The organism is Staphylococcus ratti (assembly GCF_020883535.1).
GTDB lineage: Bacteria > Bacillota > Bacilli > Staphylococcales > Staphylococcaceae > Staphylococcus > Staphylococcus ratti.
Window position 1 is genome coordinate 1,592,996 of record NZ_CP086654.1, and the last position, 22,537, is coordinate 1,615,532.

Genomic DNA, 22,537 nt, shown 5'->3' on the forward strand with positions numbered 1-22,537 from the left:
GTTTTAATCATCCAATTCATCGCAGATACAAAGTGTCGTTGCGATAAAAGCTCTTGGTGAATTATTTATCGCAACTAAACTCTTGTAAACGCTTCGTGTAATTTTGATAACTCTTTTTCAAGACGAAGCATTAATGCTTTGCCGTCCTCTCTATCTACCAAGCCAAGTTTCACTGCAAAATCAACTTCTTTTTGCAAACCATACATTTGTGTATCTAAAACTTCCTCGTATAAAGGACATTGAGGCAATGTTAAGTTGTCCATTTGTACTTTAATGAGCTGTAAAATTCTATCTGCATCTGCATTTAATTGGTCGTATGCCGCATTGCTAATGTTTGATTGCTTGCTCATGACATCGTCCCCCCATAAATTTATCTGTATGTTTAAAAGTTTATCTTAAGCCCTTTTAAAAAGCAAGTGTATTTCGTACGTGTCCGTCCCAAGTATGATAAAATAAATTTAGTTTACTATTAGGGAGTGCAATGAATATGATTCAAATCAAAGGGTCTGTAAAATTTCCAATTACATTGGACAGTTCAACTTGGATTTTTGATGATCGTAAAATTCGCATTGAAGATTTAAAAAAAGGTGACTTCAATGGGGAAAAGCCTATTAAATTTGAAGACAATCGTGAGTGGAATCGTGCGATTTTAGAAGGTCAAACAAATCCACCTACTTTAAATTCTGAAATTGAGTATAAAAAACGTTCTGTACTTGAAAGTTCTTTTGTCATTAATATGACACCTTTTTTCAAAAATGCAGAACCTTCTGATGATGCAACAATCATCCGGCTATCAAACGAGACAGAACATATCGATATTCCTTTCAATTTATTACCTTATTTATTCTTCCAATTCTCTAAAGATGGAAAAAGACTTTATCAAGATAATGCTGTGGACAGTTTTGTCTATCAACAAACTGAAGGTATTCAATATCCATTTAAATATGTTACGCATATCGAGGTGTTATAAATGCGAAAAGTAACGTGTATCATTTGTGATACAGAAGTATTACTAGATGAGGATACACTGATTGCAAAACGTTTAAAAAATAACCCTATTCAAACATTTATGTGTGATGAATGTAAAAGTCGCTTAGATACCCCTAAGCATCGTTCCAACAAAACATCGTCTTCCCAACTTACTACAGATAATGACGAAACATCAACGAACCTAAAGCATACGAAAACGCATGGCGCGTAACGTCACACGTACAACTTTCTTACACAATAATAGGCTAGGATTACGCGCTCTAAGCAACCGCTAAACGGCAGCCAAAAACAGCCTTCTCCCTAGCCTATTCGTTTATTCATTTTCTTTTTTCGGTATAGGAAATGCCGATTTATTAAACAAATGCCAAAGTTCGATCGGCAACTGATGTTTATCTTCTCGCTTAGAATCAAATTGACGTATAATCGCTTCTGTTTTATTTTCTTTAATTTTAGCTACTAATCTTGCATCTAACAATAAACCTCTACCAAGCGCAATCAAATCTGCCCCTGAGTTCAAACCTGCTAAAGCGGCATCAACAGAATAGATAGAACCAATCCCAATTAAAGGCATTTGGTGATTTACCCATCTCTTCAACAATGTGATACGTTTTTCGCCGGCATATTTACCTTCTTTTGTTGTAGATTGAATATCCATTAAAGAAGCGTGTAAATAATCAAGTGGATACGCAATAAGCATTTTAATTAATCTTTCTGTAAGTTCCATAGAAATTCCAGGTGATTCAGCTTCTTCCGGTGAAAAACGATAACCGATAACAAAATCTTTAGGCGCCAATGACGTTTTTACATTCAACACTTCTTCTACAACAGCTTTAGGATAAGCTAAAGCCTTACACCATTTATCGCTTCGGTGGTTATAATGTGGCGATACAAACTCATGGATAAGATAATGGTTGGCCCCATGTATTTCTACACCATCAAATCCAGCACGTATGGCAAGTTCAGTAGCACGACCATAATCTTTGATGGATTGCATAACCTCTTCAGCAGTCATTGCTCGAGAAGAATGTTTTTGAGACTGACCATAACCATAATCTTCAATGTCACTCGGTGCTTTAACATCACCATTGGGTACATACTTAGGTAATGCACGCGCGCCACCATGATGAATTTGTATAATCGCTAGAGCACCATTTTGTTTAATGGTTTGAGCTAGACGTTTTAAGCCTTTCAAATCCGCTTCTTTAGAAATAGAAGGATGTCCTGGAAAAGCTTTGCCTTCTATATTAATGTAGCTCGCAGCCGTAATCGCCATCCCTACATCCTGTGTTCGTGATTTAACAAACTCGATTTCACGCTCTGATGTTGTCCCATCTTCATTAGAAATCGTATGTGTGAGTGGTGCGAGAACAAACTTGTTTTTAATCGTCTTTCCATTCGGAAAAGTAATACTTTCAAATAAAGATTTAAAACGTTGTTCCATTAAAGGCCCTCCTTTTTATCTCTATTTAGTGTAATACATTTATAAAAACCGACCAAATAACGTGGCTTAAAATCAATTCAACCCCGGCATGCATGATAACTTTTTACTATATGATATTGCGCAATAAACACGAAATGTAAAGCATGCAAAAGAAGAGGTTCGGATATATTCCATACACGTCATGGGCTACCAGAAAGGCATCCAAAAGCATAATATCATTCCGACCTCTTCTTAAATCTCTATTTAGTTTAAACGCAACGTTTTATTCGTTATCTTCCATCATTTGTTTAATTCGTTTAGCTTCTTTTTCACGTTGACCTTTGTTTAAGATTCTCTTTCTTAAACGTACATTTTCAGGTGTCACTTCTACTAATTCATCATCATTAATAAATTCTAAAGCTTCCTCTAATGTAAGAATACGTGGTTTTTTCATTGTCTCAGTTTGGTCTTTTGTAGCTGAACGTACGTTCGTTTGATGTTTTACTTTAGTAATATTAACTGTTAAATCATTTTCACGATTATTTTGACCTACAATCATTCCTTCATAGACTTCTGTACCTGGCTCCATAAAGATAACACCACGATCTTCAAGTCCTAAAATCGCATATTCGCTCGCACTACCTTGATCCATAGACACAAGTACACCATTACGGCGTCCACCAATACGACCTTTAATGCGTGGACGGAATTCATCAAAAGTATGGTTAATAATGCCATAACCACGTGTCATTGACATGAATTCAGTCGTATAACCGATTAATCCTCGAGCAGGCACATTGAAGATTAAACGTGTTAAACCGTTATCTGTTGTCATCATATCAACCATTTCACCTTTACGTTGACCTAATGATTCGATGACAGATCCCGCATATTCTTCAGGAACTTCAGCTTGAACGCGTTCAAATGGTTCATGAAGTTCGCCATCGATATCTTTTAAAATGACTTGTGGTTTAGATACTTGTAATTCAAAACCTTCTCGACGCATATTTTCAATTAAAATAGATAAATGTAATTCACCGCGACCAGCAACTGTCCAAGCATCAGGCGAATCAGTTGGTGTTACCTTTAATGAAACGTCTGTTTCTAATTGGTTATCTAAACGTTCTTGAATTTGACGCGCAGTAACAAATTGCCCTTCGCGTCCAGCAAATGGTGAATTATTTACTCTGAAAGTCATTTCTAATGTCGGTTCATCAATGCGTAATACTGGAAGTTTATCTTGATGATCTTGAGGTGTAATCGTCTCACCTACGTTAATGTCTTCCATTCCCGAAACAGCAATTAAATCTCCGGCATATGCTTCTTGAATCTCTTCACGTTTAAGCCCGAAATATCCAAATATTTTCGTCACTCGGAAATTTTTCACACTACCATCTAATTTTAATAATGATACGTTTTCTCCAACACGCATCGTACCTCGGAACACACGACCAATACCAATTCGTCCAACATAATCATTGTAATCTAACAATGCAGGTTGGAACTGTAATGGTTCATCTCGGTTATCTACAGGCGCTGGCACATATTCTATAATCGTTTCGTATAGACATTGCATATTTTCATCTTGTTTGTCTGCATCTAAACTTGCAGTTCCACTAGTAGCAGAAGCATAAACGACCGGGAATTCTAATTGTTCGTCATTTGCGTCTAATTCAATAAATAAATCTAATACTTCATCTACAACACCTTCTGGACGTGCAGAGGGTTTATCAATTTTATTGACAACTACGACAGGCTTTAAGTTTTGTTCTAACGCTTTTTTAAGTACAAAACGTGTTTGCGGCATCGTACCTTCGTATGCATCAACAACAAGCACAACCCCATCGACCATTTTCATAATACGTTCTACTTCACCACCAAAGTCAGCGTGTCCTGGTGTGTCTAAAATATTAATGCGCGTACCTTTATAGTCGACTGCTGTATTTTTCGCTAAAATTGTAATCCCACGCTCTCTTTCAAGATCATTGGAATCCATTGCACGTTCTGCAACATGTTCATTTTCACGGAAAATTCCAGATTGTTTTAATAATTCATCAACCAAAGTTGTTTTACCATGGTCGACGTGAGCGATAATCGCAATATTACGAACATCTTCTCTAAATTTTGTCATACATTAATTTCCTTTCCTGAGTAAATTACCACTTTCTTTTGCAACTCGTTTATTATATCATATAAATGAAATGACGACACAGTTAGGTGGAATAAAGATGCAAAAGTCTAAATCGATTTTTCTCGTTCTCGCACTTGTTGCAGTCTTATTTTTAGTATTGTTTAGTTTTGCAATTGCTGCAACGAATATTTTATGGATGTGTATTACATTCGTTTTATTAATGGCTACTTTAGGATATGGTTTCTCATTAAAAAAGAAATATCGCGAAAATGATTGGTTTTAACATCCATCATTCCAACCGTATCCTTTTAATTGATATGTGATAAGAAAGGAGAGCACAACACTTTGCTGTGCTCTCCTTTCTTATTTAAAGCGTTGTTGAAGTGTTTGAAGTTCTTGTGCCTTCGGTTGTAGATGACGCATGAAGATGTCTTCATGAATCGCGGCATTACCAATTAAAACTGTACTGTGGTGAGTAATTGACAAAGGTTCCCCTAAAAAGTTTGTTCCTTTGCCTCCCACTTCTTGTAGAATAATTAAGCCTCCAGCATAATCCCATGGATGAAGCCTAGGGGTAACATAGGCATCTAACAAACCTGTCGCTACGTAAACTATTTCTAAAGCAGCTGAGCCATATGCTCTAGCTGTACGTGCCTCTTGAATAATTGGCTGTAATATCTCCCCCATTTTAGGTTTCGTTAACCAATTTGGATTTAAACCGACAATACTTTCTTTTAATTGTGTTGATGGGAGGAGTGGTAAAGGCGTTTCATTTTTATATGCACCATGAGAAGATTTTGCATGATATAAAATGTCACGCATCACATCATAAACAAACCCAGCATAAGGCTTTCCATCTTTAAAAATTCCAACTGATATCGCAAAGTTCTGACGTTGATGAATGAAATTTAAAGTCCCATCAATAGGATCGATGACCCATACGATACCTTCTGTCGAATCGATATGATGGCCATGCCCTTCTTCACCGATAATCTTATGGTTTGGATATTGTGCTTCGATTTGATTCACAATAAAAGTTTCTACTGCTTTATCAACATTTGTAACTAAATCATTAGGATTCGATTTAGCTACTATTTCAAGGTCTTCGTGCATCCATTTACGAATATTATTCCCTGCTTCTAGCACTAAGTTTTTAGCGAAATCATATAAATGCATAAGCATCACTCCTAGTTGTCTTACATTATACAACAAATCATTATATTATGAATGTTTTAGAAACTAAGTTATGCTAGAATTAATCAAGTTTACACCAACATAGGAGGAACAAAAATGACGAAATATACTTTCAAACCTAAAGATTTTAAAGTATTTCAAATTGATGGTTTAGATGCCCGCATGGCTGCTTTGGACGAAAACATTCGACCACAATTCCATCAACTTGGCGCCTATTTTACAGAATATTTGAAAACAATGACAGGTGAAACTTTTTATGCACATGTTGCAAAACACGCACGTCGAACGGTGAATCCCCCTAAAGACACATGGGTCGCCTTTGCTACGAACCAACGCGGCTATAAAATGCAACCCCACTTCCAAATTGGCCTATTTGAAGATCATTTGTTTGTCATGTTTGGTATGATGCATGAAGATAAAAATAAAGCTGAAGATGTTAAAATTTTTGAAGAAAAACTAGAAACATTGCTACAGTTACCTGAAGATTTCCAAATTTCTTTAGACCATACAAAACCAGATAAATCTAAAATTAGCCATATGTCCAAAGCGGAAGTTGAAAAGGGAATTACACGTGCCAAGAATGTTAAAAAAGGAGAATTTTTTATTGCCCGTGCATTAAAACCAAATGCTCCAGAGCTCAAAACGGATAAAGCTTTTATTGCTTTTCTTGAAGATACATTTGAACATCTTTTAAAATTTTACAAATAATACATTTAAAGCCACATCCATTCAAATATGGATGTGGCTTTTATATTATGCATTAACGACGATAATCGTCTTTTACATCATTGAAACGCGCTTTAGCGTCAGTACCTTTGTCTTTTACTTCATCTTTTAAGGATTGACGTTCATCGTGAGCATCACGATGAAGATGATTATTAACGGACGTGTCGTTATCATCACGTGATGTTTTATCACTATAGCGTTGTCCTTCTGGTTGATGATTAGTCTTTACGCCATCACGACGACCGTCTGTATGATTCGTACGATGCACATCATGCTGATTGTTTACATTGTTTTTATAATGGTCATCAACGCGATTATTATCAAACGCTTTATTTTCATCATGCTTATTTTCATAATGTTTAGAAGACGTACCTGCAGTAGTATGTTGGTACTTATTCTCTTGATGTCCTACATTGTCTCTACGATACCCTTCGTATTCGTGATTTGAATGCGTATGATGACCTTTAGGTTTACGCACTAATAACATGATACCTGCAACCAACCATAAAATAGCGGCAATAAAACTTGCGCTCATGAAGAATCCAAGTAATGCTGCTAAAATTAATAAAATACCTGCGATAATACGTTTTTTAAATAAAAATGCAGCAATTAAAGCGACGATTAAAGGAAAACCTACCATTAATACTAATGGCATAACGCTATGACTTTGTGCTGCTACTTGTGAAGGGTCAGTCCCTTGTTGTTGCATTTGTTGCTGAACTTCTGGATTTTTCAACAAATTAGGGAGTTGAGCCCCAAATACAACTAGTAAAATAGCCCATAAAGCATGTAAAACAATACCAGTCCAAGTTAAAGCTTTTTCCACCGTACGTTTAAACGGTTTATTATTATGATAATGATCATGCTGCGGACGATCATAATTTACATTATGATTGTCACGTGTTTCATAAGTATAATTGTTGTTTGCCATAATACATAACCTCCTTAGTCGTTTTATTACCCTATCTCACAATTATAAACGTATAATTTAATAAAAATCCATAATCTTTGTTGTATTTTTTTATTTTTTGTATAAATCATATAAAAAAGTAGCAGAAAAATTCTTAGCATTAGAATCTCTCCGCTACTTTTCACTTATTCATATCGTATTATTTCGAGTCTGTCTCTTGTTCTTCAACTGTTCGTTCTTTTTGAACTTGTTTTCGATAATCATAATTCTGACGGCGTTGCGATGAAGCGCTAGGCCGTAATTTACGTTGTGCTTTCTCATGCGCTTTACGTGCCTTGCGTGCTTCTTTTTTTTGTGCTTTCATTTGTGCCCGTTCTTCTTTACGTTGTTGTTTAGAAGCTTCTGGATTCAATTGTTCATTTTCTAATGATTCATCGTTTATATGAGCATTAGAGCGTGAATCGAATGTGTGTCCCGTATCTTGCTTTTTAGCTTCTGAACGCGGCTGATAAACCACTGTATCATCTTCATCATCCAACGTCGATTGCTCTGTTGTGTTCTCAGTACGTTTAACAGGCTTATGATGATATTTTGCCGTTCTTGAAAGCACTTGAGGCGATTCTGATACTTCATCGGTATCTTTCGTCATATGATTTGACACATTTTCATATCTTGCAGTGTCTTCATTTTCACGTGCATGTTGTTGAGCTTGTGACGTAGGCCTCTCATAAGCTTTTTCATCAATAACATAATGTCCACGTTCTTCATTAATGTCCCTATCGTATCTTTCTTTATAAGACGTATTATAATAATTTGGCGTAGCAACTACTTTAGGCTTACGCGCAAACATCATAATAGCGATTATTAGAAAAAATAAAGGTACTAAAATTACAAATAGCGGCAATGTTATAACGGCAGCAAGGAAAAATAACAACCCCGAAACGATACGATGTTTCATTGAAATTAACGCTAGGAATGAAATCAAAAGACATACGATTAAATATACAATAAATGCCCAAACACCATTTTGCATTGTGATGACAAATTGAGTCGCCGTTAATTGATTATTAGCTAAAAAATTTTGTATCGTTTCATTATTAGCAATGCCATTTTCAATATTTTGAATTGAATTTTCATTACTAAATAGCACTAAGCCAAAAAACATCGCTACGATAGTAGTTAGAAGTAATGCAATCCAACTTAACCATCCTAAAATTTTTTCAGCAATGCGACTCACTGGTCTTACTACCTGTTGGTAAGTCTCATAAGCCATAATTTCACTCCTCATTGAACTTTGTTACTTAATTATATCTAAAGTCTTTAAAAATAACTAGAATCATAATCCCATCTTAAAGTTAAGAAATCTTTCATTGTAATCATTTAATACATCCGGTCCTAAATCTTTATACACTTCAAGTCTACGTTGCACTTCAGGTGTTGGATAAATCCGTGGATCTTCACGCATTTCTTTTGGCAATAACGCTTTTGCTGTTTTGTTAGGTGTCCCATACTCTACCCATTCCGTATTTTGTTTATTCACTTTAGGATCAAGTAAGAAATTAATAAATTGATGGGCACCTTTAACATTTTGAGATGTCTTAGGAATTACCATATTATCAAACCATAAATTAGAGCCTTCTTTAGGCACGACGTAATCAAATCGATCATCGCTAGTGAATATAGGCGCTGCCGAGCCACTCCACAAAACAGCAACCCCAGCTTCATGTTGCTCTAACATCATTGCAATCTCATCACCTACGACACCTTTAACAGAAGGTGCAAATGATTTCAACTCTGTTTCTGCTTCCTTTAAATGTTTTGGGTTCGTGTCATTCAAACTATACCCCAAACTGCTTAAGGATAGTCCCATAATTTCACGCGCACCATCTACAAAAAGAACATCATTTTTAACACGTGGATTTTTTAAATCTTGCCAACTATCAAACTTAATGTCAGGGTATTTGGTTTTGTCGTAAATAATCCCTACTGTTCCAAAAAAGTATGGCATAGAATAGGTATTATTAGGATCAAACGATTGATTCATAAAATGCTTATCTAAATGTTTGGCATTCGGAATTTGTTTTTTATCCAAAGGCTTTAATAAATGAGCTTTACGCATCTTTTCTATAGTGTAATCACTTGGAAAAGCGACGTCATAACTCGTCCCGAAATTTCGAATTTTTGCTTCCATCGCCTCGTTTGAATCAAACGTTTCATAAACTACCTTAATGCCAGTCTTTTTTTCAAATTGTTGGATGACTTCTGGATCTATGTACTGTCCCCAATTGTAAACATAAAGTTTTTCTTGCTTTTGTTGTCCAACATCATGATTGATCCAATAACCAATTGCTAAACAAAGTATACCTAGCGTGAGTGCGCCAAACACCAATTGCATTAATTGTTTCATGAGGTGAACCCCCTCTTATGCTCTATCGCACGTTTGTTGCGTTTCTTGAGCCATTGGTAAATGATTAAGCCTAACATGATAATAATGAACAACAATGTTGAAATAGCATTAATCTCCATGTTAATCCCTCGTCTTGCCATTGAATATATTTCAACAGATAACACGCTAAAACCATTCCCTGTAACAAAGAAACTCACTGTAAAATCATCTAAAGAATACGTCAATGCCATAAAAAATCCTCCGATGATGCCAGGCATTAATTGTGGAATCACAATTTGGCTAAAAACTTGGAAATCTGATGCACCTAAATCACGTCCAGCATCTAAAATTGATGCGTTCATTTCATATAATTTAGGTAAAATAATAATAACGACAATAGGAATACAAAATGCAATATGTGAGACGAGCACCGATGTAAATCCTAATCCAAAACCGGTTATATGCCCCAATGCTGTAAACATAATTAAAAATGAGGCACCGATAACAACATCAGAAGAAACCATTAACACATTATTTAACGTTAAAAATGATATTTTCAGTGTCTTATTGCGGATTTGATATAACATTAACGCACCAAATAACCCGATAATTGTCGAAATCGCTGCTGCAATCAATGCCACTGCAATCGTGTTAAAAACCACTTCTAATAAGCGTGTATTATTAAAAAGCGCAACATAATGTTCCAACGTAAAACCACTAAAACGAACCATATTTCCTTCGCTATTAAAAGAATAGAACATCAAATAAAAAATCGGTAAGTATAAAATGATAAGTAAACCTATTAAATAACTTTTACCAAACCATTTCATTATGACGCGCCTCCCTTATGTTTTGTACGTGTTAAGATCAGAAGAAGAGCCATAAATAAAACAAGGAACAAGGCGATTGTTGAACCCATTCCGTAATTTTGTATCACTAGAAATTGTTCTTCTATCGCCGTACCAATATTAACCACTTTATTACCTGCGATTAAGCGTGTAATCATAAACAAAGAGAGCGCTGGAATAAATGTAATTTGAATACCTGTTTTAATACCTTCTTTAGATAACGGTAATAAGACTTTTTGTATTGTTGTAAATGTACTGGCGCCCAAATCTTGTGCCGCGTAAAACAATTGAGGATTAATATCCTTCATACTATTGTAAATAGGTAATAACATGAAGGGAATATAAATATAAGCCGAAACAATGATAAACGCTGGCGCCGTAAATAACAACGATTGTGAAGGCAAATGCAACATATTAATGAAACGGTTGATAATTCCATCTTGACTGAAAATCCCAATAAATGCATATGTCTTAAGTAGTAAATTCATCCAAGTTGGAATAATCATTATTAAAAGCCAAGTTGCAGCATGCGCAGATTGACGAATAAAATAAGCTGCAGGATAGCTTATGATTAAACATACTAGTGTAATGATTGCCGCATAAAAAATAGATTCACCTAACATGTACATATAGCGCATTGTGAAAAATTGTTGATAGTTTGTTAATGAAAAATGGCCATTTTGGTCTACAAAAGAAAAGTAACATAGTAGAATGACTGGAATGATAATAAAAATCAGCATCCATAAAATATAAGGTATTGCTAACCAACGACTAATGTTTTTCATCTTCGACGTCTCCATAACCTTCTATACGCTTATCAAATTCTTCCTCAGTTTCACCTGGCACCATAATGTGAATAGCTTCAGGTTTGAAATATAAACCTACTTTATCATCCACTTCAGCATTATTTGTAGATTGAATGGTCCATTGATAACCTTGCTCATCGATACAAGTAATTTCATAATGTACACCTCTAAATAAAGTCGAGTGTACAGTTGCTTTAAATAACCCTTGAGGCGCATCAATTAAAGAAATGTCTTCTGGTCGAATAATGACATCTACCTTTTTACCTGAAGGAATATCTTTATCTACACATTCAAAATCTTGACCATAAATATTAACGATATAATCTTCTACCATGCGCCCTTCAACAATATTAGACTCCCCGATAAAGTCGGCCACATACCGGTTAACTGGTTCGTCATAAATATCAAGAGGCGTACCAAATTGTTCGATGTTACCTTCTCTCATTACAAAAATATAATCACTTAACGCCAGTGCTTCTTCTTGATCATGTGTAACAAATACAAAGGTAATTCCTAATCTTGATTGCAATTCTCTTAATTCATATTGCATTTCTGTACGTAATTTTAAGTCTAAAGCGGATAAAGATTCGTCAAGCAATAAAATTTCCGGTTCATTAACAATCGCCCGAGCAATCGCAATTCGCTGCTTTTGTCCACCACTTAACGCTTGAATATCACGTTCCACATATTGTTCTAATTTTACAAGTCTTAGCGCTTCGTGAACTTTTTCTTTAATTTGTGCTTTATCCATCTTTTTCATTTTTAATCCAAATGCCACGTTTTCATAGACGTTCAAGTGAGGAAAGAGTGCATAATCTTGGAACACGGTATTCACTTGTCTTTTATTTGGTGGAAGATGGTTAATCGTTTTTCCTTGATAAACAATTTGCCCTTCGTCCACTTGTGTGAATCCGGCAATCAGCTTTAAAATCGTTGTTTTACCACAGCCTGATGGACCTAAAAGTGTATAAAAATGTCCAGATTCAATTTCTAAATTAATCCCTTTAAGTATTGTCTTATCTTGATATTTTTTGGTTACATTGTGAAAAGATAATAATGTTGTCAAAGTCTTTCCTCCTATAAATACGATGACGTCGCTACAATCATCACACGCGCTTCTTTATTTTTTTCATTGATAAGCTGGTGTTGTTTGGTCGCTTTAAAATATAGTGCATCCCCTTTTGAAGCATTATAGTTTTCATTGCCTAATTTAAGCGTGACACATCCATGCATACAATAAACGAACGTATCAGAATACGAAGGTTCAAATAATTTATATGCTGCTTGAGGCTGTAGCGTGAGCAATAGCGGCTCCATTTCAAATTCATTTGATGTTTTCACAGGCCACTGCAAAAAATACCCTTTATCATACTCATCATAAGTGAGCTGATCGGCTTTAGGATAATGTATTTTATCCACTTGCTTTTTATCGAAAAATTCTGCTGGTGTTGTACCAAGCACTTCTAATAAATTCAAAAAGGTTTCCATACTCGGAGAAGTTTTATCACTTTCAATTTGAGAAATATATCCTTTAGATAAATCTGTACGCTCTCCAAGCTCTTCCTGTGTTAAATTTTTAAGTTGTCTTAAAGTTTTAAGTTTTTTTCCAATATTCATGTTTGACCTCTAAAAAAGCTGCAATTTGTTTACTTTTACTAAACATAAAGTTTAATGCTCAATAAAAATACCAAACTACAGCTTAAATTACAATAGGTTTTTTAATTGTCAGACAATGTCGTTTTTTCAGGATTTTCTTTAGCTTGTTTCATTACACGATAGCTATCGTAGCCGCTCTGTTCTTTAAATGCATTGAAAATATTTCTTTCGTCAGCTTTTCCAGGAACGATTTTTTTAAACTCCTTATAACGCGCCATTAACGTTGTACTGTCAACGGAGGCTTCATAATAAGATTCTATCGCGTTAAAAAAAGTAATAACTTGAACCATTTCATCTTGCGTCCAATCCACATCAATTGGATATTGATAATCCATATTATCTCCCCCTTAAATTAGCTAAAAGAAAGAGAGTGGGCACGAAATCACAATGATTTCGATGTCCCACCCCCAATTTTATTGTATTCTCACGAATTACATTGTATGGATTGGTAAGCCGATTGCTTTTTCAGCAGCTTCCATGCTCATTTCACCTAAAGTTGGATGTGCATGAACAGTTAATGCGATGTCTTCAGCATTCATACCTGCTTCAATCGCAAGTCCTAATTCAGCAATGACGTCAGAGGCACTTGTACCTACAACTTGAGCACCAATTAACGTGTCATCTTCTTTAAGTGTAATTAACTTAACGAAACCTGTCGTATCATCTAATGATAATGCACGACCGTTTGCTTGATAAGGGAATTTAGAAGCTTTGTATTCGATACCTTCTTCTTTAGCTTGTGCTTCAGTGTAACCAACTTGAGCAAGTTCAGGCTCAGTGAAACATACAGCTGGCATACCGATATAATCTACTTCTGAGTTGTGTCCTGCAATAGCTTCAGCAGCGATTTTCGCTTCGTAGCTTGCTTTGTGGGCAAGCGGTAATCCCGGAACGATATCACCAATTGCATAGATACTGTCTACTGAAGTACGGCTTTGTTTATCAACATCGATTAAACCACGATCTGTTAGTTTAACGCCTACTTCTTCAAGACCTAGTTCATCTGTGTTTGGACGACGACCAACCGTAACTAATACGTAGTCTGCTTCGATTGTTTTTTCTTCGCCTTTAACTTCGTAAGTCACTTTAACACCGTTATCTGTTTCTTCAGCTGATTTTGCTAAAGCTTCTGTTTCAATTGTCATACCTTTTGCTTTCATACCTTTTTTAACAGGTTGAACCATTTGTTTCTCGAAACCGCCTAAGATATCTTTTGCGCCTTCAAGAATCGTCACTTCAGTTCCGAAGTTAGCGTATGCTGTACCTAATTCAGAACCGATGTAACCGCCACCTACGACAACTAATTTTTTCGGTACTTCTTTAAGGTTTAACGCGCCTGTAGAATCTAAGACACGGCCCCCAAATTTGAAGTTAGGGATTTCGATCGGACGAGATCCTGTCGCAACAATTGCATTTTTAAAGTTGTATGTTTGAGCACTCTTATCGTCCATCACACGTAAGCTATTTTTATCAACAAAATAAGCTTCACCTTTAACGATTTCTACTTTGTTACCTTTCAATAAACCTTCAACGCCACTTGTTAATTTGTTAACAACTGAACCTTTGAATTCTTGAACTTTACCGAAATCTAAAGATACGTTTTCAGCAGTAACACCTAAATCTGCCCCATGTTGTGCTTGTTCAAAGCGGTGTGAAACATTTAACAATGCTTTTGAAGGAATACAACCAACGTTTAAACAAACGCCGCCTAAATTACCTTTCTCAACAATTGTTACTTTTTGACCAAGTTGTGCTGCACGAATTGCTGCAACGTATCCTCCTGGTCCTGCACCGATGACAATAGTATCTGTTTCAATTGGAAAATCTCCGACTACCATATTTTACCCCTCCATTAATAATAATTCTGGATTGTTAAGTAAACGCTTGATGTGGTTCATTGCATTTTGACCTGTAGCACCATCAATTTGTCTATGGTCAAAACTTAATGATAATGACAATACTGGTGCTGCAACAATTTCACCATCTTTAACGATAGGTTTTTGAGCAATACGGCCAATACCTAAGATTGCTACTTCAGGATGGTTGATTACTGGTGTGAACCATTGTCCACCTGCTGAACCAATGTTACTAATTGTACATGTCGCACCCTTCATTTCATCTGAAGTTAATTTACCATCACGTGCTTTTACAGCAAGTTCATTGATTTCATCTGAAATTTGGAAGATAGATTTACGGTCTGCATGTTTCACTACAGGCACTAATAAACCTCTTTCAGTATCTGCTGCGATACCGATGTTCCAGTAATGCTTGTGAACCACTTCACCTGCTTCTTCATTGAAAGAAGTGTTAAGTGCTGGGTATTTTTTAAGTGCTGACACTAATGCTTTAACAACATATGGTAAGAATGTTAATTTCGTACCTTGTTCAGCTGCGATTTCTTTGAATTTCTTACGGTGATCCCATAATTCTTGAACATCGATTTCGTCCATTAATGTTACGTGAGGCGCAGTGTGTTTAGAATTAACCATTGCTTTAGCAATTGCCTTACGCATTGCAGGGATTTTCTCAGTTGTTTCTGGGAAGTCGCCTTCAGTAGATACCACTGATGTTGTTGACGTAGCTTCTTCTTTTGCGTCAGCTGGTGCTGATGCTTCTGTTTGCGCTGATGTAGCTTGGCCGCCACCATTTAAGTATGCATCCACATCTTCTTTTGTAATTCTACCATTTTTACCAGTACCATTAACAGCTTTAATGTTTACATTGTTGTCGCGTGCGTATTTACGAACAGATGGCATCGCTTTAACGTGTTTATTTTCATCTACATCTTCACTTGCTGCTTGTTGAGGCGCTTCTTCTTTTGCTTCCTCTTTAACTTCTTCTTTGCTCTCACTTGAACTGTCGTCATCGTGACCGCCTTTGAATTGCATGTCTTCAGCGTCTGGTGCATCAATTTTAACAATCGTGTCACCTACAACAGCTACAGTACCTTCGTCTACAAGTACTTCTTCTACTTTCCCTGAAACAGGAGAAGGGATTTCAACGACAGATTTATCATTTTGAACTTCACATAATACGTCGTCTTCTTCGATTTGATCTCCAGCTTTTACAAACCACTTTACAATTTCACCTTCGTGGATACCTTCACCAATATCTGGTAATTTAAATTCAAATGCCACGTTGTTTCCTCCTAATTAATCATTTTGATTGTTAAGTTGTAACGAAATGAAAGAATGTTAAAGAGAAGATGTTATGTCTGTGAACAGGCAACCCCGTCCACAACTACATGACCATCTTCAATTGAGTTATTCCTATCATACCCATCTTTAACACTTCTTATTTATCCTATTTATATTTATGACGCTTTAAAATTTATTAAAATTCAAGTGTTTCTTTAGCTTTCGCTAAGATGTCATTTTTGTTTGGTAACCAAACATTTTCAGCTTGTGTAAATGGATAAATTGTATCTGGTGCTGAAACACGTCCGATAGGTGCTTCTAATGAAAGTACTGCGCGTTCTGATAATTCAGATACTACGTTTGCACCTACACCTGCTTGTTTTTGTGCTTCTTGTACTACAACTACACGGCCTGTTTTCTCAGTTGATTTAACAATTGTTTCGATATCAAGTGGTTGAACTGTACGTAAGTCAATCACTTCTACTGAATGACCGTCTTTTTCAAGTTCTTCAGCAGCTTTTAATGATTCTTGAACCATTGCACCGTAAGTGATAATTGTTAAATCTGTGCCTTCACGTTTAACATTCGCTTTACCAATTTCGATTGTATATTCTTCTTCCGGTACTTCTTCACGGAATGAACGGTACAATTTCATGTGCTCTAAATACACTACTGGATCATTGCTACGGATACTTTCGATTAATAATCCTTTTGCATCGTAAGGACCAGAAGGAATTACTACTTTTAAACCTGGTGATTGTGTTAAAAGACCTTCTAAGTTATCTGCGTGTAATTCTGGTGTGTGCACACCGCCACCAAATGGCGCACGTACAGTTACAGGCGCAACTTTAGAGTTACCTGAACGGAAACGGTGACGTGCAATTTGACCTGCGATTGAGTCAAATACTTCGAATACGAAACCTAAGAATTGAACTTCCATAATTGGACGGTAGCCTTGTGTACTTAAACCTAAAGCTAAACCACCAATACCAGATTCTGCTAAAGGTGTGTCGAAAACGCGGTCTTCACCGAATTCTTTTTGTAAACCTTCAGTTACACGGAATACACCGCCATTAACACCTACGTCTTCACCAAAAATCAAAGTGTTTTCGTCATTTTTAAGTTCAGTTGCTAGCGCATTGTTAATCGCTTGAACCATTGTCATTTGTGCCATGGCTTACTTCGACTCCTTCTCTTTGTAAATTTCATATTGTTCTTTAAGGTTATATGGCATATCTTCGTACATAATTTCCATTAATGAAGTAACAGTTTGTTTTTCAATACCGTCTGCTTCTTTAATAGCTGCTTTGATTTCATCTTTAGCTTGTTCGATGACTTCATTTTCTTTGTCTTCAGACCACAAACCTTTATTTTCTAAGAACTTTCTGAAACGTACGAGTGGGTCTTTTTTCTCCCATTCAGAGTCTTCATCAGAAGTTCTATATTTCGTCGGATCGTCACCAGCCATTGTATGAGGGCCATAACGATACGTCATTGTTTCAATTAACGTAGGACCTTCTCCTCTAACAGCACGGTCACGCGCTTCTTTCGTTGCTTGGTATACAGCTAATGCGTCCATACCATCTACTTGAATACCAGGAATACCTGCAGCAATTGCTTTTTGTGCTAACGTATGCGCTGCAGTTTGTTTTTCACGAGGTGTAGAAATCGCGTAGTTATTATTTTGGATTACAAAAATTGCAGGTACTTTATATGCTGATGCAAAGTTGATACCTTCATAGAAATCACCTTGTGAAGAACCACCATCTCCAGTGTAAGTAATTGCAACCGCTTCTTTTCCACGTTTTTTAAGACCTAACGCAACTCCTGCAGTTTGAATGTATTGAGCACCGATAATGATTTGTGGGCTTAATGCATTCACACCTTCTGGGAACTGGTTACCAACAAAGTGACCACGTGAGAATAAAAATGCTTTCGTTAATGGTAATCCGTGCCAGATTAATTGTGGTACATCACGGTAACCTGGAAGAATGAAATCTTCTTTTTCTAAAGCATATTGTGAAGCTAGTTGAGATGCTTCTTGTCCAGCAGTAGGAGCATAGAAACCTAAACGACCTTGTCTATTTAAAGAAATAGAACGTTGGTCAAGGATACGTGTCCATACCATTCTTCTCATTAATTCAACTAATTGCTCATCTGATAAATCTGGTAACAAATCTTCATTAGTTACATTTCCATCTGCATCTAAGATTTGAACCATTTCAAATTTTGATTCAGTATCTTTCAATACTTGTTCAGCATCGAATTGGGCTTTTAACTTAGCAGCCATTCAATTCACCATACCTTTCCCGTTTTATATAGTTCATCTTTACATAGTTTAACATATTTCTTACAAGCTGTTAAACAGTTTTGAACAACTTCTGTAACAGTTGGTAACATTACAGTTAACGCAACTGTTATACTATTTTTATAAAACTGTTATATTCTCATTACTTAGTAAACTGGTCAATATCGCTTTTCTCTTTTCTCGCTTTCTTAACTGCCTCTGAATATTTATCTACTTTACCTTTCATTTGTTTTTGTGCATCTACAACTGCTTTAGACTTACGATTCACTTCATCTTGTGTGATAGATTGAGTCGTAAAATATTCAAACAAATCTTTCTCTTTATTCAAGATATTTTGATACCCTTTAACAAAATCTTCATGCTTTTGATATTTCGTGTCCATCGCTTTATTAAATTCATCAAATTCTTTTTTCTTATCTTTATCATCTATTTTGCTGACGTCACCTTTAATTTTATTAAATTCTTTCTGCGACTTATCCATCGCATCTTTCTCTTTTTTTATTTCTTTGTTACGCTCCTCAGTATTTTTCAACATTTTTTTGATGTTATCTTGTACTGAATGAATATCTTTATTTTCGATTTTTTTAGCGATGCGCTCTTTTTCTTTTTCAAGCTTTCCTAGTTTCTCATTTATCTCTGTAATCGGTTGCTCTGCTTTCTGAATTTTTTCTAAACCATCATTATAATTTTGAATGTGTTCTTTATCGTTGTTACATCCAACTAACAAGATACTCGTGGCTACAATAACACCTATTGACTTTTTGAATTTCATTTTTGAGTATACCTCCTTCTTTTCATTGGTAATATTAATGAAAACAATTGTATAAATCAAACAATATTATTATGACTCTGAGCCGCTTATCTGATATATTAAATAGATAAGGAAGGTGTCAAATATGCTAACTATGAAAGATATCATTCGCGATGGACATCCAACACTCCGTCAACGAGCAGAAGAAGTAAAATTCCCTTTATCTGCCGAAGAAAAAGAAACCTTTTTAGCTATGCAAACATTTTTATATCATAGTCAAGATCCCGAAATGTCGGAAAAATATAAATTACGTAGTGGCGTAGGTTTAGCTGCACCGCAAATCAACGTACCAAAACGTGCATTTGCCATTTATCTTCCTGATGATGGTCATGGCAAATCTTATGACATGATAGTGATTAATCCTAAGATCATCAGTCACAGTGTTCAAGAAGGTTATTTACCGACTGGCGAAGGTTGCTTAAGTGTGGATGAAAATATCCCAGGATATGTTCATCGTCATTATAGAATTAAAGTTAAAGCTTACGATTTGGAAGGCAAAGAATTTACCTTACGTTTAAAAGGTTATGCTGCTATTGTTTTCCAACACGAGCTCGATCATTTAAACGGTGTGATGTTCTATGATCACATCGATGGTAAAAATCCACTTCAACCTCATGAAAATGCAATTGAAGTTTAATTAAAACCACCTAGAAAGGCGATCTAATCGCACTTTTTTAGGTGGTTTCTCTTTTATATAAATTCATCTCGTCGTTCTGAATAAGGTATATTCAAGGACGCTAGTTCAGTTTTTACTTTTTCGAATGTCTCGACATCTAAAAACTCTGGGTCATGATCATGCCTAACGTAATGATGATTTTTCTCTTTAGGGCTCGGTTCATTATATTCAAAAAACATCGTCACTTCATTTTCCCTTATTTCAAAGTTAATGCCATCAAGCGCCTTATCTTCCCGCTGACTTTCCCTTTTTACTTCTTCAATAATACGTTTACTACTTTTCATCGTCCTCACCTATTTCCATTAAAATACGCTTACATATTGATTCATTATCTCGATACGGATAGTTTATCACAAACTGCTTTATTTATCTGAAGACATAAGGTAAAATAAATAACAACTAGGTAAAGGTACAATCCTAACTTGTGCCTACTGAACGGATTTAAAATGATACATATGCACAGAGTTAAGTCGACGTATGGATTGAATGAAGTCTATCTTAAAGATTTTACTTATTCAGTTCATGTTTTTTATTTTTTACTTAAAACACTTAGACTCATGCATCATTAATATATTTTTTGTAAACTCTAGGAGGAAATTATAAATGGCAATTTTTAAAGTATTTTATCAACATAATCGTGATGAAGTGATTGTACGTGAAAACACACAAACAATTTATGTTGAAGCAGAAACTGAAGAACAAGTAAGACGTTATTTGAAAGAACGTAACTATAATATCGAATTCATAACTAAATTAGAGGGCGCACATTTAGAATATGAAGCACAGTCAGAGCATTATAATGTGGAGCGCGCTGAGTAATGAAGCAACTTCACAAAAATGAAGTAGCCGTATATGCGCTTGGTGGCTTAGGTGAAATTGGTAAAAACACTTATGCCGTCGAGTATAAAGATGAAATTGTAATCATTGATGCAGGTATTAAATTTCCCGATGATCATTTGTTAGGCATTGACTATGTCATTCCTGATTATTCTTACCTTGAACAAAACCAAGACAAAATTGTTGGTTTATTCATCACACATGGTCATGAAGATCATATCGGCGGTGTGCCCTACTTGCTAAAAAAAATCAATGTCCCTATTTACGGTGGTCCACTCTCACTCGGTTTAATCCGCAACAAACTTGAGGAACACCATCTCTTACGTACAGCGTCTTTAAATGAGATTGACGAAGATTCGGTAATCAAATCTAAACATTTTGAAATTAGCTTTTACCTTACAACACACAGTATTCCAGAAACTTACGGTGTTATCGTAGACACACCTGAAGGTAAAATCGTCCACACTGGTGACTTTAAATTTGACTTTACACCTGTGGGGGCACCAGCCAACCTTGCTAAAATGGCTCAACTAGGTGACGAAGGTGTGTTGTGTTTACTTTCAGACTCAACAAATTCCCTAGTTCCCGATTTTACTTTAAGTGAACGTGAAGTCGGCCAAAACGTCGATAAAATTTTTAGAGGCTGCACAGGACGTATTATTTTTGCTACTTTCGCTTCGAATATTTATCGTGTGCAACAAGCTGTAGAAGCTGCGATTAAATACAATCGTAAAATTGTGACTTTCGGTCGTTCAATGGAAAACAACATTAAAATTGGTACAGAACTCGGTTATATTAAGGCACCACCAGAAACATTTATTGAACCAAACAAAATTAATAGCATACCAAAGCATGAATTGCTAATTTTATGTACAGGTTCTCAAGGTGAACCTATGGCGGCACTTTCACGTATCGCTAATGGCACGCATAAACAAATTAAAATCATTCCTGAAGATACTGTTGTCTTTAGTTCATCACCAATTCCAGGTAATACGAAAAGTATTAACCGTACAATTAATGCATTGTATCAAGCTGGTGCTGAAGTCATTCACAACAAAATTTCTAACATTCATACGTCAGGACACGGTTCCCAAGGTGATCAACAATTAATGTTGCGTCTTATTCGACCAAAATACTTCTTACCAATTCATGGTGAATATCGCATGTTGAAAGCACATGGTCAAACAGGTGTGGACTGTGGCGTAGCTGAAGATCATGTTTTTATCCACGATATTGGCGATGTGCTTGCATTGACACGTGATTCAGCACGTATGGCAGGCCGTATCCCATCAGGTAATGTACTTGTAGATGGTAGTGGTATCGGTGATATCGGAAATGTGGTCATTCGTGACCGTAAACTTCTATCAGAAGAAGGATTAGTTATCGTTGTCGTAAGCATTGATTTCAAAACGAAACAACTGCTTTCAGGACCTGATATTATTTCACGTGGCTTTGTTTATATGCGCGAATCCGGCCAATTAATTTATGATGCACAGCGTAAAATTAAAAAAGACGTGATTTACAAATTGAATAACAACGACAATATTCAATGGCATCAAATCAAATCTGCAATCATTGAGACGTTGCAACCTTATTTATTTGAAAAAACAGCACGCAAACCAATGATATTACCCGTGATTATGAAAGTGAATGATAAAAAGTAACCCAAAAAATCCGTTGCGATTAATGTCGCAACGGATT

General features: G+C 35.9%; 25 protein-coding genes. 7 read left to right on the forward strand and 18 right to left on the reverse strand.

Annotated elements, in window-relative coordinates; all coding sequences use genetic code 11:
* Nucleotides 1-74: 74 nt before the first annotated feature.
* On the reverse strand, nucleotides 75-350 hold the full coding sequence (locus LN051_RS07635) for an Fpa/YlaN family protein (protein ID WP_229291947.1): 276 nt from the start codon (nucleotides 348-350) through the stop codon (nucleotides 75-77).
* A gap of 137 nt (nucleotides 351-487) precedes the next feature.
* On the opposite strand from LN051_RS07635, the gene LN051_RS07640 reads away from it, so the two are divergent.
* Both LN051_RS07640 and LN051_RS07645 read left to right on the forward strand, forming a co-directional pair.
* On the forward strand, nucleotides 488-970 hold the full coding sequence (locus LN051_RS07640) for a hypothetical protein (protein WP_229291948.1): 483 nt from the start codon (nucleotides 488-490) through the stop codon (nucleotides 968-970).
* Nucleotides 971-1,201, forward strand: a complete 231-nt coding sequence (locus LN051_RS07645; protein ID WP_229291949.1) for a DUF2197 domain-containing protein — start codon at nucleotides 971-973, stop codon at nucleotides 1,199-1,201.
* A gap of 102 nt (nucleotides 1,202-1,303) precedes the next feature.
* On the opposite strand, the gene LN051_RS07650 is transcribed toward LN051_RS07645, so the two are convergent.
* Nucleotides 1,304-2,431: an oxidoreductase gene (locus tag LN051_RS07650; RefSeq protein ID WP_229291950.1), complete on the reverse strand. Its 1,128-nt coding sequence runs from the start codon at nucleotides 2,429-2,431 to the stop codon at nucleotides 1,304-1,306.
* Nucleotides 2,432-2,693: 262 nt separating this feature from the next.
* Nucleotides 2,694-4,541, reverse strand: a complete 1,848-nt coding sequence (gene typA / locus LN051_RS07655; protein WP_229291951.1) for a translational GTPase TypA — start codon at nucleotides 4,539-4,541, stop codon at nucleotides 2,694-2,696.
* Nucleotides 4,542-4,632: 91 nt separating this feature from the next.
* On the opposite strand from typA, the gene LN051_RS07660 reads away from it, so the two are divergent.
* Nucleotides 4,633-4,824 (forward strand): DUF5325 family protein, encoded by a 192-nt coding sequence (locus tag LN051_RS07660; RefSeq protein WP_229293646.1) that lies wholly within the window; start codon nucleotides 4,633-4,635, stop codon nucleotides 4,822-4,824.
* Nucleotides 4,825-4,904: 80 nt separating this feature from the next.
* Here the strand turns inward: LN051_RS07660 and LN051_RS07665 are convergent, their stop codons facing one another.
* Complete coding sequence (locus tag LN051_RS07665; protein WP_229291952.1) at nucleotides 4,905-5,717, reverse strand: inositol monophosphatase family protein; 813 nt, start codon at nucleotides 5,715-5,717, stop codon at nucleotides 4,905-4,907.
* A 114-nt stretch (nucleotides 5,718-5,831) separates the two neighbouring features.
* Between LN051_RS07665 and LN051_RS07670 the strand changes: the two genes are divergently transcribed.
* A complete protein-coding gene (locus LN051_RS07670; RefSeq protein ID WP_229291953.1) occupies nucleotides 5,832-6,443 on the forward strand; it encodes a YktB family protein in 612 nt (203 codons plus the stop codon).
* A 52-nt stretch (nucleotides 6,444-6,495) separates the two neighbouring features.
* On the opposite strand, the gene LN051_RS07675 is transcribed toward LN051_RS07670, so the two are convergent.
* From LN051_RS07675 to LN051_RS07735, 13 genes are all read right to left on the reverse strand, one after another.
* Nucleotides 6,496-7,392 carry a DUF4064 domain-containing protein gene (locus LN051_RS07675; RefSeq protein WP_229291954.1) on the reverse strand — a complete coding sequence of 299 codons (897 nt, stop codon included), beginning with the start codon at nucleotides 7,390-7,392 and terminating at the stop codon, nucleotides 6,496-6,498.
* Between the two features lie 178 nt (nucleotides 7,393-7,570).
* Complete coding sequence (auxB, locus tag LN051_RS07680; protein WP_229291957.1) at nucleotides 7,571-8,644, reverse strand: lipoteichoic acid stability factor AuxB; 1,074 nt, start codon at nucleotides 8,642-8,644, stop codon at nucleotides 7,571-7,573.
* Nucleotides 8,645-8,707: 63 nt separating this feature from the next.
* Complete coding sequence (locus LN051_RS07685) at nucleotides 8,708-9,778, reverse strand: ABC transporter substrate-binding protein (protein WP_229291958.1); 1,071 nt, start codon at nucleotides 9,776-9,778, stop codon at nucleotides 8,708-8,710.
* On the reverse strand, nucleotides 9,775-10,587 hold the full coding sequence (locus LN051_RS07690) for an ABC transporter permease (RefSeq protein WP_229291959.1): 813 nt from the start codon (nucleotides 10,585-10,587) through the stop codon (nucleotides 9,775-9,777). The genes LN051_RS07685 and LN051_RS07690 overlap by 4 nt, the downstream gene beginning before the upstream one ends.
* Complete coding sequence (locus tag LN051_RS07695) at nucleotides 10,587-11,390, reverse strand: ABC transporter permease (RefSeq protein ID WP_229291960.1); 804 nt, start codon at nucleotides 11,388-11,390, stop codon at nucleotides 10,587-10,589. The genes LN051_RS07690 and LN051_RS07695 overlap by 1 nt, the downstream gene beginning before the upstream one ends.
* Nucleotides 11,377-12,477, reverse strand: a complete 1,101-nt coding sequence (locus tag LN051_RS07700) for an ABC transporter ATP-binding protein (RefSeq protein ID WP_229291961.1) — start codon at nucleotides 12,475-12,477, stop codon at nucleotides 11,377-11,379. Before LN051_RS07700 ends, LN051_RS07695 begins: the two co-directional genes overlap by 14 nt.
* Nucleotides 12,478-12,488: 11 nt before the next feature.
* A complete protein-coding gene (locus LN051_RS07705) occupies nucleotides 12,489-13,028 on the reverse strand; it encodes a helix-turn-helix domain-containing protein (RefSeq protein ID WP_229291962.1) in 540 nt (179 codons plus the stop codon).
* A 101-nt stretch (nucleotides 13,029-13,129) separates the two neighbouring features.
* Nucleotides 13,130-13,402, reverse strand: coding sequence for a UPF0223 family protein (locus LN051_RS07710; RefSeq protein ID WP_229291963.1), 273 nt, complete (start codon nucleotides 13,400-13,402; stop codon nucleotides 13,130-13,132).
* A gap of 96 nt (nucleotides 13,403-13,498) precedes the next feature.
* Nucleotides 13,499-14,905: a dihydrolipoyl dehydrogenase gene (gene lpdA, locus LN051_RS07715; RefSeq protein WP_229291964.1), complete on the reverse strand. Its 1,407-nt coding sequence runs from the start codon at nucleotides 14,903-14,905 to the stop codon at nucleotides 13,499-13,501.
* A gap of 3 nt (nucleotides 14,906-14,908) precedes the next feature.
* Nucleotides 14,909-16,204, reverse strand: coding sequence for a dihydrolipoamide acetyltransferase family protein (locus LN051_RS07720; protein WP_229291965.1), 1,296 nt, complete (start codon nucleotides 16,202-16,204; stop codon nucleotides 14,909-14,911).
* Nucleotides 16,205-16,400: 196 nt separating this feature from the next.
* Complete coding sequence (locus LN051_RS07725) at nucleotides 16,401-17,378, reverse strand: alpha-ketoacid dehydrogenase subunit beta (RefSeq protein WP_229291966.1); 978 nt, start codon at nucleotides 17,376-17,378, stop codon at nucleotides 16,401-16,403.
* A 3-nt stretch (nucleotides 17,379-17,381) separates the two neighbouring features.
* Complete coding sequence (gene pdhA / locus LN051_RS07730; RefSeq protein ID WP_229291967.1) at nucleotides 17,382-18,494, reverse strand: pyruvate dehydrogenase (acetyl-transferring) E1 component subunit alpha; 1,113 nt, start codon at nucleotides 18,492-18,494, stop codon at nucleotides 17,382-17,384.
* 160 nt (nucleotides 18,495-18,654) lie between these two features.
* Nucleotides 18,655-19,284: a YkyA family protein gene (locus LN051_RS07735; protein ID WP_229291968.1), complete on the reverse strand. Its 630-nt coding sequence runs from the start codon at nucleotides 19,282-19,284 to the stop codon at nucleotides 18,655-18,657.
* Between the two features lie 124 nt (nucleotides 19,285-19,408).
* Between LN051_RS07735 and def the strand changes: the two genes are divergently transcribed.
* Nucleotides 19,409-19,960, forward strand: coding sequence for a peptide deformylase (gene def / locus LN051_RS07740; RefSeq protein ID WP_229291969.1), 552 nt, complete (start codon nucleotides 19,409-19,411; stop codon nucleotides 19,958-19,960).
* A 53-nt stretch (nucleotides 19,961-20,013) separates the two neighbouring features.
* On the opposite strand, the gene LN051_RS07745 is transcribed toward def, so the two are convergent.
* Nucleotides 20,014-20,283, reverse strand: coding sequence for a hypothetical protein (locus tag LN051_RS07745; RefSeq protein ID WP_229291970.1), 270 nt, complete (start codon nucleotides 20,281-20,283; stop codon nucleotides 20,014-20,016).
* Between the two features lie 319 nt (nucleotides 20,284-20,602).
* On the opposite strand from LN051_RS07745, the gene LN051_RS07750 reads away from it, so the two are divergent.
* A complete protein-coding gene (locus LN051_RS07750; protein ID WP_229291971.1) occupies nucleotides 20,603-20,818 on the forward strand; it encodes a DNA-dependent RNA polymerase subunit epsilon in 216 nt (71 codons plus the stop codon).
* Nucleotides 20,818-22,500 (forward strand): ribonuclease J1, encoded by a 1,683-nt coding sequence (gene rnjA / locus LN051_RS07755; RefSeq protein ID WP_229291972.1) that lies wholly within the window; start codon nucleotides 20,818-20,820, stop codon nucleotides 22,498-22,500. The genes LN051_RS07750 and rnjA overlap by 1 nt, the downstream gene beginning before the upstream one ends.
* The last annotated feature ends 37 nt before the right edge of the window (nucleotides 22,501-22,537 follow it).